The organism is Streptomyces sp. NPDC057616 (assembly GCF_042800575.1).
In the GTDB taxonomy this organism is placed as follows: Bacteria; Actinomycetota; Actinomycetes; order Streptomycetales; family Streptomycetaceae; genus Streptomyces.
Genome location: NZ_JBHVGU010000023.1, coordinates 62128 through 74584 on the forward strand (window position 1 = coordinate 62128; position 12457 = coordinate 74584).

11 protein-coding genes and 1 tRNA gene are annotated in these 12457 nt (G+C 73.3%); 7 read left to right on the plus strand and 5 right to left on the minus strand.

The genetic code is table 11. The features are described 5' to 3' along the window. The first annotated feature begins 48 nt into the window (after positions 1 to 48). From ACFU97_RS27330 to ACFU97_RS27350, 5 genes are all read left to right on the plus strand, one after another. Positions 49 to 122, plus strand: a tRNA-Thr gene (locus ACFU97_RS27330). Between the two features lie 499 nt (positions 123 to 621). Continuing rightward, the gene (locus ACFU97_RS27335) at positions 622 to 771 is read left to right on the plus strand and encodes a hypothetical protein (RefSeq protein ID WP_384261456.1); all 150 of its coding nucleotides are present in this window, start codon (positions 622 to 624) and stop codon (positions 769 to 771) included. A 16-nt stretch (positions 772 to 787) separates the two neighbouring features. Beyond that, complete coding sequence (locus ACFU97_RS27340) at positions 788 to 1060, plus strand: hypothetical protein (protein ID WP_384261459.1); 273 nt, start codon at positions 788 to 790, stop codon at positions 1058 to 1060. A gap of 136 nt (positions 1061 to 1196) precedes the next feature. Beyond that, complete coding sequence (locus ACFU97_RS27345) at positions 1197 to 2090, plus strand: glycosyltransferase family 2 protein (protein ID WP_384261688.1); 894 nt, start codon at positions 1197 to 1199, stop codon at positions 2088 to 2090. 325 nt (positions 2091 to 2415) lie between these two features. After that, positions 2416 to 5487 carry a BTAD domain-containing putative transcriptional regulator gene (locus ACFU97_RS27350; protein WP_384261461.1) on the plus strand — a complete coding sequence of 1024 codons (3072 nt, stop codon included), beginning with the start codon at positions 2416 to 2418 and terminating at the stop codon, positions 5485 to 5487. A gap of 32 nt (positions 5488 to 5519) precedes the next feature. Here the strand turns inward: ACFU97_RS27350 and ACFU97_RS27355 are convergent, their stop codons facing one another. From ACFU97_RS27355 to ACFU97_RS27365, 3 genes are all read right to left on the minus strand, one after another. Then, positions 5520 to 7208, minus strand: a complete 1689-nt coding sequence (locus ACFU97_RS27355; RefSeq protein ID WP_384261464.1) for a bifunctional 3'-5' exonuclease/DNA polymerase — start codon at positions 7206 to 7208, stop codon at positions 5520 to 5522. Between the two features lie 34 nt (positions 7209 to 7242). Continuing rightward, positions 7243 to 7977 (minus strand): Clp protease N-terminal domain-containing protein, encoded by a 735-nt coding sequence (locus ACFU97_RS27360; RefSeq protein WP_384261466.1) that lies wholly within the window; start codon positions 7975 to 7977, stop codon positions 7243 to 7245. Between the two features lie 75 nt (positions 7978 to 8052). Continuing rightward, on the minus strand, positions 8053 to 8679 hold the full coding sequence (locus tag ACFU97_RS27365; protein WP_384261469.1) for a LysE family translocator: 627 nt from the start codon (positions 8677 to 8679) through the stop codon (positions 8053 to 8055). A 112-nt stretch (positions 8680 to 8791) separates the two neighbouring features. Here ACFU97_RS27365 and ACFU97_RS27370 point away from each other — a divergent pair, with 112 nt between their 5' ends. Then, a complete protein-coding gene (locus ACFU97_RS27370; RefSeq protein ID WP_384261471.1) occupies positions 8792 to 9790 on the plus strand; it encodes a S41 family peptidase in 999 nt (332 codons plus the stop codon). A 98-nt stretch (positions 9791 to 9888) separates the two neighbouring features. Continuing rightward, a complete protein-coding gene (locus tag ACFU97_RS27375; RefSeq protein ID WP_384261473.1) occupies positions 9889 to 11091 on the plus strand; it encodes a DUF2786 domain-containing protein in 1203 nt (400 codons plus the stop codon). A gap of 21 nt (positions 11092 to 11112) precedes the next feature. On the opposite strand, the gene ACFU97_RS27380 is transcribed toward ACFU97_RS27375, so the two are convergent. Together ACFU97_RS27380 and ACFU97_RS27385 are read right to left on the minus strand one after the other, a co-directional pair. Beyond that, a complete protein-coding gene (locus ACFU97_RS27380; protein ID WP_384261476.1) occupies positions 11113 to 11640 on the minus strand; it encodes a DUF4232 domain-containing protein in 528 nt (175 codons plus the stop codon). A gap of 94 nt (positions 11641 to 11734) precedes the next feature. Further along, on the minus strand, positions 11735 to 12262 hold the full coding sequence (locus tag ACFU97_RS27385) for a hypothetical protein (protein WP_384261691.1): 528 nt from the start codon (positions 12260 to 12262) through the stop codon (positions 11735 to 11737). Positions 12263 to 12457 lie beyond the last annotated feature (195 nt).

The following is a 12457-nucleotide window of genomic DNA, read 5'->3' on the forward strand; positions in this document are numbered from 1 at the left end:
CTGTGTAGACTTACCGACGTTGCTGATCGCACCATGGTGCGGAAGCGCGCCGCCTTAGCTCAGATGGCCAGAGCAACGCACTCGTAATGCGTAGGTCTCGGGTTCGAATCCCGAAGGCGGCTCCGAGATGAACCGCAGGTCGCTCCTCTGACCTGCGGTTCGTTTGTTTTTGGGGCCCTGGAGTGGCGCGCCGAGGGGTTGCGGCGCATGGAGCCGACGACGTGCTGGTGCGCGAATTCGAGCACGTGCACGCCCAGTTCATGGCTCTCGTGCCCGGAGACCGCAGGATCGCCACGCTGCATGGTACGAGCGGCGTGCTGTACCGCCTGGTCATGGCGAATCCGGTACTGCGGGCCTACAACACCCGTGACGGGCAGGTGCTCGGCACCCACGTGGCGGCACAGGGGAACGCGGACGCCCTCGGGATCTCCCTCGTCGCCCTCCTGGCGCGCATGCCGTGTCTCGAGTTGCTGCGCGACAACGGCCTGCTCATCGCACGGCCTGCTCATCGAAGCGGTCTGCTCCCCGGAGGGCCAACTGTCCATCGAGGCCGTCGTCAGCGGATTCGTCGCCCGTGCGGGGCACGCGGACGACCCGGAGCGGGCGAAGGCGTCCTCCCGCATGATGGCGACCGTGCTGCGCCGGGCGTTCGACCCCGTCGACCCGCCGCAGCCGGCTGATCACGACCGCATGACCGAGGCCATGCTGTCGGCCCGCCCACTGCGGTCCGGGACCCCCATGCGGGCGACCTCCACGACGGGTGCGCGATGACCCTTCGGCTGGCAGTGTGTTCGTCCGGGCCTTCGACTGCCCGGCCGTGTACTGGTTCGTCGGGTCCGGCGAACCCGGTGGGCGGCTCGGCCCGGTGCGCCCGGCCTGCCACACCGACGAGTACCTTCCCCACCCGGCGACGCTCGCGGTAGCCACTGCCGCGATGCGTGAGGCGCTGCTCGCCGGGTTGGCCGGTGACCTGTGCGGGCCGAGGGATCGGGATCGTCCACAGGCGCTCCAGCGGATCGCCGAGCAGGCGCAGGGCCACGGGGCGCGGGCCGAGGCGTAGGGGCGGGCGGGAACGTGCGCCGTACAGGGGATCGATTTGGTTCACGAATCGGCGTCCTCAGGAAGTCCTTACCGTTAACGGCTAGCATCGCGGCCGGAATTGACGGCGGCCTGGATGGGGTGAGGGCATGGGGGACCTGCGTACGCCGAGGATCGCCGTAGCGGTGGTGACCATGGGAAACCGGCCCGACGAGGTAGACGCCCTGCTCGAGTCCGTGGCCAAGCAGGACGTCGCCCCCGCGCGGATCGTGGTCGTCGGGAACGGCTGCCCGCTGCCCGACTTCGCCGAGCGGCTGTCGCTGCCGGGCGAGGTCACCCTGCTCGAACTCGACGAGAACCTCGGCTGTCCGGGCGGACGCAACCAGGCGCTGGCCCAGCTGCGGGAGTTCGGGGACGTCGACGTCGTCGTGGAGCTCGACGACGACGGCCTGCTCGTCGACGCCGACGTGCTGCGCCGGGTGCGCGACCTGTTCGCCGCCGACCCGAAGCTCGGCATCGTCGGCTTCCGTATCGCGGACGAGCACGGCGAGACCCAGCAGCGGCACGTGCCGAGGCTCGGCGCCGCCGACCCCATGCGCGGCGGCTACGTCACCGGGTTCCTCGGCGGCGGCCACGCCCTGAGGTCGGCCATGCTCGACGAGATCGGCGACTGGCCCGCCCAGTTCTTCTTCGCGCACGAGGAGACCGACCTGGCCTGGCGCGCCGCCGACGCCGGCTGGCGCATCCTCTACGCACCGGAACTCCTGCTCCAGCACCCGAAGACCTCACCGGCCCGGCACGCCATCTACCACCGGGTGACCGCCCGGAACCGGGTCTGGCTGGTCCGCCGCCGCCTCCCGCTCCCGCTCATCCCCGTCCACCTGGGCGTCTGGACGCTGCTCACTCTCCTACGGACCCGTTCGGGCGCGGGCCTGCGTGCCTGGCTCGGCGGTTTCGTGGAGGGCCTGCGGGAGCCGGCCGGCGAGCGGCGGCCGATGCGGTGGCGGACGGTGTGGCGACTGTCACGGCTGGGCCGGCCACCGGTGATCTGACGCAGGAGAAGAACAGGGAAGAGCAGAGAAGAGCAGAGAAGAACCAAGAAAGAGAAGAGAGGGGACGAGGGTCCCGGTCGTTCACCTCCGCCGACCGGGACCCTCCCACGTCCCCGGATCCGGCCACGGCGGCGTCACTCCCCCGAGTTGCGCGTCGTACGCGCGCACCCCCGGGCCAGATCCGATGAAGTGATCACATCAGGCCGCACCAACGGATCGCTAACATGTGGCCAACGGTTCTCCCTTCCGGCCCCCGGCCGATTGGCGCGAAACCGCCGTGACAAGGGCGGATGTCCGCCAGAAACCCGGAAAGGCAGTGGACGGCGTGGGTCGGTGCGAGCTGCGGTTCGGACTGCTGGGGCCGCCGGTTCTCCACGACGTCGACGAGGGGGCGGGAGACGCCGACGTGCGAACCGTCGGCAGCCCCAAGGTCCGCACGCTGCTCGCCGCCCTGCTCCTCGAAGCCGGCCGCGTCGTCTCCGTCGAGTCGCTCAAGGACGCGCTGTGGGCCGGGGCGCCGCCCGCGTCCGCGCAGGCTTCGCTGCACAACCACGTGGCCCGTCTGCGCAGGCTGCTCGACGATCCGGACCGGCTGCGCGCGGTGCCGCCCGGCTATCTGCTGCGCGTCGAGCAGGGCGAGTTGGACGTCCACGTCTTCGAACGCCATCTCGCCACGGCACGCGGCGCCCACGCCGCCCGCAACTGGGAGCGCGTCGTGCGGGAGTGCACGTCCGCGCTGGCCCTCTGGCGGGGCGTTCCGCTCAGCGGCCTCTCGCCGGAGTTCGGCGGCCACGCCTTCATCCAGCGTCTGAAGGAGGCCCGCCTCCTCCTCCTGGAGTGGCGCTACGACGCCGAACTGGCCGTGGGCGACGCCCGGTTGGACGGCATCGTCCCCGAGTTGTCCGCCCTGACCGCCGAGCACCCCCTGCGCGAGTCCTACCACCGCCAGCTGATGCTCGCCCTCCACCGCACCGGCCGCCAGGCAGAGGCTCTCGCGGTCCACCGGGACCTGCGCGCCCGGCTGAGGGAAGAACTCGGCGTGGAACCGGGTCAGTCGGTGAGACGGGCGCACGAGGAGGTACTGAGGGAGACCCCCGCGCCGAAAGTCGAACCCGAGGCCGCCGAGGGCGAGAACCCACCACAGGGGCCGGCGGCGCCCGACGACGAAAGCAGTACGGGTGGTGCGGGTGGGAATCCAGACCCGGCCGAAGACCGGGTGCCCACCCCCCAAACCACCACCGCACTCGCCCAACTCCCCCCACCTCCACCGAACTTCACCGGCAGAACCGCAGAACGACCCACCCTGCAGCACACCCTCCTCACCCGCCGAAACCACGTAGTGATCAGCGGGATGGCAGGCGTGGGCAAGAGCGCCCTCGCCCTGCACACCGCCCACGAGGTCCGCCCCCACTTCCCTGACGGCCAGCTCTACCTCAACCTCCACGGCGCAACCCCCGGCGTGACCCCCCTCACCCCCGCCCAGTCCCTCACCGCGCTGCTGAGAGACCTGGGCACGGAGCCCCGCCACATCCCCGAACACCCCGACGCCGCCGCCGCGTTGCTGCGCAGCAAACTCGCCCCCACCCGCACCCTCCTGCTCCTCGACGACGCCGCGAACGCCGCCCAGGTGCGCCCGCTGCTGCCGGCCGGCCCCGGCTGCGCCGTGATCATCACCAGCCGCTCGCCGCTGACGACGCTCGACGGCGCCCGCCGCTTCCCGCTCGCCCCGCTGAGCGACGAGGAGAGTGCGGCCCTGCTGAGAGCGGCCTCCGGCCGGGACACCCTGGACGCCGACCACCCGCTCGTCGCCCTCACCGGCCGCCTCCCGCTCGCCCTGCGCATCGTGGCCGCCCGCCTCGCCGCCCGCCACGCGCTCACCCCGGACGTACTGGCCCGCCAGCTGGACGCCACCGGCGGCCGGTTGCACCACCTCGAATACGACGACCTGAGCGTCCGGCGCTCCCTGGCCGTCGCCCACGACGCGCTCGCCGCCTCGGAACGCGAGGCCGACCGCGACGCCGCCCTCGTCCTGCGCGGCATCGGCACCCTCGACCTGCCCGCCTACGGCGCACCCCTGCTCGCCCACCTCGTCGGCATCGACCCGCGCCGCGCCGAGGCCGCACTGGACCGGCTCGTCGACGTGGCCCTGCTGGAGGAGACGACGTACGGCCGCTACGCCCCGCACGACCTGGTCCGCGACTTCGCCCGTGAACTGGCCCAAGGAGCCGGCGACGTCGACTCCGCCCTGCCCTGGTACGCCGCCGTCGCCGAGCTCGTGCTCACCGCGATCGTGGAGCCGGGCCTCGACCAGGACGACCGCCGCCGCCCGACCGCGGCCCAGCCCGCGGACCACGCGGCACACGTCGCAGCCCTCCCACCCTTCGAATGCGCCGAACAGGCCTTCGCCTGGGGCGACATGGAGCTGGTGAACGTCATCACACTCGTAGAGCGCCACGTGGACGACGCCGGCGAGCCGCACGTCGGCACCGACACCGGAACTCGCAGAGCCGCCCGCGTCTCCACGCTGATCCGCCTCTTCTTCCCGTACGTGCAGCGCAGCGGCCGCGTCGCCGAGATGGAGGTGCTCGGCCGAGCCGGTCTCCGCGCCGCACGGAGGCTCGGCGACGAGGCCGCCGAGGCGTACGCGCTGGGCGATCTCGCCGGCCTGCACTTCCTGACCGGGCAGCAGAGCGAGGCCCTCGCCCTCAACGACCGCGCGCTGACGATCTGGCGCCGGCTCGGCCATGTCTCCCGGCTGCGCCGCTGCCTCAACAACCGCGGCCTGCTCCTCGAAGGACTCGGCCGCTACGAGGAGTCGGGGCAGGCCCTGCGCCAGAGCCTGGAGTACTCACGGCAGTTGAACGACCCCCAGGGCGAGGCCGTGACCCGCAGCCACCTCGGCAACCTCTACGAGCACACCGACCCGCGGGCGGCGATCGAGCAGCACCGGCGCTCGCTCGCCATCGGCGACGAGATCGGCGCCGTGATCGTGCAGCATTCCGCGCACTGCAACATCGGCTACGCCCATCTCACCCTCGGTGAACCGGCCGCCGCCGTACCCCACTTCGAGGAGAGCCTGCGCATCCTCGGCGGCCACGGCGACTGGCACGGCGAGTCCCAGACGCGGCTCGGCCTGGTGCGGGCGCTGCGGCTGCTCGGGCGTGGCGAACGGGCCGGCGACGAGTGCGCCGAGCTGCTCCGCCGCGCCGACGCCCGGGCCGACCGCTACACGGGCGGTCTCGCCCGCCACCAGCGCGGTCTCCTGCTGCGGGAGCAGGGGCTCGGCGAGGAGGCGTACGCGGAATGGCGCTGCGCCCTCGACGCGCTGGACGGGACCGACGAGAAGACGGTGCTGGCGGACCTGCGGGACCTGCTGGCCACGGCCGACGCGCGCTGACCCCCGCCCCGGGAGTTTCCCGCGCGGGCCGCTCACTTCGCATCGGCATAGCACTCCACCACCGCCGTCGTGAACGGAAACCGCACCGGCGTCTCCCCGAACGTCAGCCGGCCCGCCAGTTCCGCCGCCTCCCGGATGGCCTTCACCACGGTCTCGGCCTCCTCCTCGGGGCAGTGCACGATCACCTCGTCGTGCTGGAAGAAGACCAGCTCGGCCGCCATGTCGGCACAGGTCTGCCGCAGCGCGGCGAGCAGCAGCAGGGCCCAGTCGGCCGCGCTGCCCTGGACGACGAAGTTACGGGCGAAGCGGCCGCGGGCGCGGGTGTTCGTGGAGGCGTAACCCGGCACCCACTCGTCGCCCGCGGTGGACTCGGCCGGCTCGTCCTGCGGGATGCCGGCCTCCTCGACGGCGTCGCCCGACCCGGCCGCCGGCGGGCACGTCCGTCCCAGCCAGGTCCGTACGAGCCGCCCCTCCTCGCCCGCGCGCGCCGCGTCGTCGACGTACGCCACCGCCTTGGGGAACCGGCGTCTGAGCGCGGCGAGGTTCTTCAGGCCGTCGCCCGAGGTCTGGCCGTAGACCGCGCCGAGCACGGCGAGCTTGGCCTGCGCGCGGTCGCCGGAGAAGGCCCGGTCGGAGACGGACTGGTAGAGGTCGGTCTCGCGGCCGGCCACCTCCATCAGCCCCGGGTCGCGGGAGATGGCCGCCAGCACGCGCGGCTCCATCTGGTCGGCGTCCGCGACGACGAGCCGCCAGCCGAGGTCGGCGACCACCGCGCGCCGGATGACCTTGGGGATCTGCAGGGCGCCCCCGCCGTTGGTGACCCAGCGCCCCGTCACGGTCCCGTGGGCGAGGAACTCGGGCCTGAACCGCCCGTCGCGCACCCAGTCCTGGAGCCAGGACCAGCCGTGCGCGACCCAGATGCGGTAGAGCTTCTTGTACTCCAGCAGCGGTTTCACGGCCGGGTGGTCGACGGATTCGATCTCCCAGCGCCGGGTCGACCTGACCTTGATCCCGGCCTGGCTGAACGCCTTGACGACGTCCGCGGGCAGATCCGGCCGCACCCGGCGGCCGAAGGCGGCGGACACCTCGTCGGCGAGTTCGGCGAGGCGCCGGGGCTCGCCCCCGCCCGCGTACCGCTCGCCGAGCAGTTCGTGCAGCACCCGGCGGTGCACGTCGGCGCTCCATGGCAGCCCCGAGCGGTTCATCTCGGCGGCGACCAGCATGCCCGCCGACTCGGCCGCGGTCAGCAGCCGCATCCGGTCGGGGTGCGCGGTCGCGTCGTGCCGCCGCTGCTGGCCGGCGTGGACCTCGACGAGGTCGGGCAGCGGGACGTGCACGGCCTGCGGCTCGAAGAGGGAGGACTGCGCGCCGGGTTCGGCGGCCCGCAGCGGTGGGTCCGGCGGTACGGGGCCGCCGCGCAGCCGGGCCAGGGCGGCGGCCGCCGAGCGTGGCTCCCCGTACCTGCCCTCGTGGCCGAGGAGGAGGGTCTCGGCGTCCTCGACGTCGTAGCACCGCTCTACGCGCACCCCTGTGGCGAGCAGACGCGGATACACCTCGGCCGTGGACCGCCACACCCAGCGCGCGACGTCCGGCCGCGCCCGCACCGCCGTCGCGAGGTCGGGCTCCCAGCGGACCGGTCCGGCGAGCAGCCCGTCCGGACCGAGGGGGGCGATCTCCACGCCACCGTCCTCGGCCGGAGCGAGCGCCCAGCGGTCGGCCATGCTGCGAGTGTCGCAGGGGGGTCTGACAACGGCGTCAGCCCTGCGTGGGCGGGGGCTGCAGATACCCCTCCAGCGCCTTCGCGAGCGCGGACTCCACGGGCGGCTTCGCCAGACCGAGGCCGGCGAGCACCCCCGAGCCGTGCTCGAACTCCAGCAGGGCCAGCAGGATGTGCTCGGTGCCGACGTAGTTGTGGCCGAGGCGCAGCGCCTCCCGGAAGGTGAGCTCCAGGACCTTCTTGGCGTCGGAGGAGTACGGCACCAGCTCGGGAGCCTCCTCGGCGCCCGGCGCGAGCGCGGCGGTCGCGGCCTCGCGCACGGCGTCGAGGGTGACGCCCTGCTGGACGATCGCCTTGGCGGCCAGGCCCTCCGGTTCGGCGAGCAGGCCGATGACCAGGTGGGCCGGCGCGACCTCGGTGTTGCCGGCGGACTTGGCCTCGTTGTGCGCGGTCATCACCACGTTGCGGGCGCGCAGGGTGTAGCGGCCGAAGCCCTGGTTCGGGTCGAGGCCGGCCGACTCCTTGGGCACGAAGCGCTTCTGCGCCGCCTGCCGGGTGACCCCCATGCTCTGGCCGATGTCCGTCCAGGACGCTCCGGAGCGCCGGGCCTGGTCCACGAAGTGGCCGATCAGGTGGTCGGCCACCTCGCCGAGGTGGTCGGCGGCGATGACCGCGTCCTGGAGCTGGTCGAGCGGCTCGGAGTGGACCTTCTTGATGGCTGCGATGAGGTCGTCGAGACGTACGGATGACGTGATGCCGGGATTGGTCGTCATGTGTCAACCGTAGGTTGACACCTCTGGACTGTCAACCGACGGTTGACATCGATCTACCGGCACGCGCGCGTGCCGTCACTTCGGTGAGGCCGCCAGCCGCACCGCCAGCCCCGTGAAGACCGTCCCGCTGAGGATGTTCAGCCCGCGCGCCACCCGCCGGCTGCGGCGCAGCAGCGCGGAGAGCCGCCCGGAGAGCAGGCCGATCGAGCCGTCCACACCGAACCCCATGACCGTGATCGTCAGCCCGAAGACCAGGAACTGCTCGCGCACATGGCCCAGGGAGGGGTCCACGAACTGCGGCAGGAAGGAGACGTTGAAGAGGATCACCTTCGGGTTGAGCAGATTGGTGACGGCCCCCTGCCAGAAGGCGCGCCGCCGGCCCGGCCCGGCCGGCGCCCCCTCCTCCACCGGCACCGCACGGTCCCGGAAGGCCTTGACCGCGAGGTGGAGGAGATAGGCCGCGCCCGCCCAGCGCAGCACGTGGTAGAGCGTCGGCAGCGCCAGGAACAGCGCCGACAGGCCGAGCGCGGCGGCGACCGTGTGCACGAACATCGCGCAGGCCACGCCGAACGCGGCCAGCACTCCGGTCCTGGGCCCGCCCCGGCCGCCCATCGCCACGATGAACATCATGTCGGGGCCGGGGGTGATGCAGAGCGCGAAGGCGGCCACGAGGAAGGCCGCGTACGAAGACATGTCCACCATGCGGCCATGCTGGAACCGGCCGGGCGCGGGTGGCGACCGAATTTCGGGGAGCGGGACGAGTCCGGGAAAACGCCGTGTGAGGCCCGGGCCCACGGTGATTGACTCGGCTGCCATGACGACGACCACGACCACCACGACGACCGCGACGACCGCGACGACCGCGACGAGCACTCCGGCCACGGACGTCTCCGACGCCTCCGACGCACCCGCGGCGGCCTCGGCCGCCGTACCCGTCACCGACGTTCCCGCGGTCGTCGACGAGACCGCCCGGCTCCTGACCGGGCACTACGTCTTCCCCGAGATCGGCGAGCAGCTGGCCGCGCTGCTGCGCCGGCGGCTGGCGGAGGGCGCCTACGACGTGGAGAGCGCGGAGGAGCTCGGCGGCCTGGTCACCGCGGACCTGCAGTCGGTCAACGGCGATCCGCATCTGCGCCTCAAGTACCACGCGCAGCAGGTGCCGCGGGGGCAGGGCGAGGCCGCGCTGGCGGCGATGCGGCGCGACTTCGACGCCTCCCTGGGCGGCGCCCCGCGCGTCCAGCTCCTGGACGGCGGCACCGCGTTGCTCGAACTGGCCCCGGCGCTCTTCCCGCTCGACTGGTCCGCCGGGCCGCTCACCGCCGCCCTCACCCTCGTCGCGCCCGCCGACGCGCTGATCCTCGACCTCAGGTCCAACCGCGGCGGCGACCCGGACACCGTCGCCTTCGTCTGCAGCTACCTCCTGGACGAGCGCACCCACCTCAACACGATGTACGCGCGCGCGGGCGACCGCTACGACCAGTCCTGGAGCCTGCCGCACGTCCCCGGCGCCCGCTTCGGCGGCACCAAGCCGGTCCACGTCCTCACCGGCCCGGACACCTTCTCCGCCGCCGAGGAACTCGCCTACGACCTCCAGCAGCTGGGCCGCGCGACGGTCGTGGGGGAGACCACCCGCGGCGGCGCCCACCCGCGCGAGGGCTGGGCGGTCCACCCGAACCTGGAGGCCACGATCCCGGTCGGGCGGTCGCTCAACCCGGTCTCCGGCACCAACTGGGAGGGCACCGGCGTCCTCCCGGACGTCCCCTGCCCGGCCCCCGACGCCCTCGACCGCGCGCTGGCCCTCATCCACGGCTGACCCGGCCGAGCGCCGGCCCTGATCCACGGCCGCCCCGGCATGTACGGCTGACCCGGCCGTCCGGCCCGGTCGTCGGTGCCGCGTGGCACGATCGACGGGTGAGCAGCACTGCGTCCCGCACCGTCGACAGCGCCTTCGCGGCCGCCCTGTACGCCGAGACCGACACCGCCCTCGACACGGGCGCCTCCCTGCTGGCCGCGGACCCGGCGGCCGACGCCGAACTGGCCCGGCGCGGCCGGGAGTTCGTGGCGACGGCCTGGCAGCGCGGCTGGCAGCCCGCCGACGTCGTGCGAATCGTGCGGCGCGAACTGGACGACGTGCACGTGCGCGTGGCCGCGGCGCTGATCCGCGCGCAGGCGCCGTACGACGGCCCGCGCGGCCCCCGCTGGCAGGCGCAGCTGGCCGACCTCACCGCCGAGGCCGAAGAAGCCGGGACCACCCGAGGCGCCGCGTCGTCCCGGGGCATCGACCCCGTCGCCGCACCCCCCGGCACCGACCGCTTCTCGCACGCGACCACCGTCCTGGAGCTGTACCGCCTGCTGCTGCGCCTGCCGACGCTCGAATCCCTCGACGACCCCACGCACCGGTCGACGCCCGGCCCCGGATCCGGCCCCGGTTCCGGCCGCGGCACCGAGTCCCGCATGCTCACCCGCATCCGGGCGCTGCTCGCCAAGGCGGAGGCGACCGGGTTCCCGGAGGAGGCGGAGGCGCTGTCCGCCAAGGCCCAGGAGCTGATGGCCCGGCACAGCATCGACGAGGCCCTGCTCGCGGCCCGGGCGCCGTCCCCGTCGGCCCCGGGAGCCTGCCGGATCGGCGTCGAGGCGCCGTACGAGCAGGCCAAGGCCGTGCTGCTGGACGCGGTCGCCACCGCCAACCACTGCCGCGCGGTGTGGAACGAACCACTGGGCTTCTCCACCGTGGTCGGCTTCGAGGTCGACCTGGAGGCGGTCGAACTGCTCCACACGTCGCTGCTGGTGCAGGCCACGGCCGCCATGACGAAGGCGGAGGCGGCTCAGCGCGCGGGCGGCCGCAAGCGCACCAAGACCTTCCGCCAGTCCTTCCTCGCGGCCTACGCCCACCGGATAGGCACGCGCCTCGCGGCGGCCGCCGAGACGCAGGTGACCGACGACCTGCTCCCGGTGCTGGCCTCCCGCGAGGTCGCCGTCACCGACCGTACGGACCGGCTGTTCCCGCACACGACCACGAGCCGCCTGCGCGGCGTGAGCGACGAGGCGGGCTGGACCGAGGGCGCGCAGGCCGCGGACCGGGCCCAGGTCGGGACCCGGCCGCGGCTGCCCTGAACCGGTCGGGACGGCCGCGCGTCAGTCGCCGGCCTGCTGGAAGGCGGTCACCGAGGCGTTCGGCCGGTCCGCGCCGCCTTTGAGGGCCACATCGCCGTACGACCAGGTGAGGCCGTGCTCGGCGGAGGAGCCCGGCAGGCTGAACCCGGCGGACTTCACCGCGAGGCTCTGCTTGCCGCCCGTCTCGCCGCGGACGTAGGTGATCGTGAAGGAGGCGGTCGCGTCCTTGGCGAGGGTCAGCTTCTGGGCCTTGGCGGCCTTGTCGGACGGGACGGTGCTCGTGGTGGCGCCGGCCTTCAGCCGGACGGCCGGGAAGCCGTCCAGGGTGCACTTCGCGCCGCGGTTGGTGATCGTGACGGTGACGTCGCCCGAGTCACCGGCGGAGGGGGCGGCGCTCGCCCCGACCTGGACGCCCACGCCGTCGAGCGTGCAGGCGTCGCCGGACTTGGCGGCCTTGCCGTTGCTGCCGTCGTCACCGCCGCCGCTGTCGCAGGCGGAGAGAAGGAGGGCCGCGGAGAGAGCGGCGACGGCGATGGGGGTGGCGCGCATAGGGGTCCTCTGGTGCTCTGCGGCGTGACGCCGGTGATCGCGTGCACCGATCATCACGCACGCGCGCGTGCGGCGCTCGCGCGCCCCCCGGCGGCTACTGCCCGAGGCTCGCCGTCGGCAGCCCCGTCGGCAGGCTCCCGCCCTTCGACTTGGTGTACGTCTCCTTGCCGACGCTGCCCGACCAGGTCACCTGCATCGCGCTCTTCGACACGGAGTCGACCATGCCCGACGCCCGGCCCTTGTCGCCGTTCGAGCAGGTCAGGTGGATCATCCGCATCCCGGACTCCTTGCCGGCGGTGCCGCTGCACACGGTTCCGCCGGTGGAGAAGAGCCCGGCCTGCTTGCCGTTGATCACCAGCGCGACGGCCTTGCCGCCGGTCGTGGCGAGCCAGCTGCCCTGGAGGTCGTCGGACGTACTCGCGGTCCCGCTGCTCCCCCCGGTGCCGCCGCCCGTGTCCGCCGTCGCGGTCGAGGACGCGGAGGAGGGGCTGGACGAGGAGTCGTCCTTGGAGCCGCCGCCGTCGCTGCACGCGCTCAGCACCAGCGCGCCCACCAGCCCCGCGGCCGCCGCCGCGATCCGCACCTGCCGACGCGACACCCTGCGAGAGGAACGCGTGAACATCGACGAAGTCACTGAAAGCTCCCAAGCTGTAGCAGGCGGTGGCCGAACGCCCCGGTCCATGACCGAAACGCCCGCAGCAAGCTACCAGCAGCACCCACCGGCCCCATGGGGAGCGCCTGTGAGATTTGCCGGGAGGACTTGCGAGCGCCGACGGCGGGGACCCTCCCACGGGCAGACGGACAGGTAGGAATTTCC

Bases quoted from the DNA above. Each gene is read 5' to 3' on its own strand.
- ACFU97_RS27335 (WP_384261456.1), top strand. From the start codon at position 622: ATGATGGCGACCGTGCTGCGCCGGGCGTTCGACCCCGTCGACCCGCCG.
- ACFU97_RS27355 (WP_384261464.1), bottom strand. From the start codon at position 7,208: ATGGCCGACCGCTGGGCGCTCGCTCCGGCCGAGGACGGTGGCGTGGAG.
- ACFU97_RS27360 (WP_384261466.1), bottom strand. From the start codon at position 7,977: ATGACGACCAATCCCGGCATCACGTCATCCGTACGTCTCGACGACCTC.
- ACFU97_RS27365 (WP_384261469.1), bottom strand. From the start codon at position 8,679: ATGGTGGACATGTCTTCGTACGCGGCCTTCCTCGTGGCCGCCTTCGCG.
- ACFU97_RS27370 (WP_384261471.1), top strand. From the start codon at position 8,792: ATGACGACGACCACGACCACCACGACGACCGCGACGACCGCGACGACC.
- ACFU97_RS27380 (WP_384261476.1), bottom strand. From the start codon at position 11,640: ATGCGCGCCACCCCCATCGCCGTCGCCGCTCTCTCCGCGGCCCTCCTT.
- ACFU97_RS27385 (WP_384261691.1), bottom strand. From the start codon at position 12,262: ATGTTCACGCGTTCCTCTCGCAGGGTGTCGCGTCGGCAGGTGCGGATC.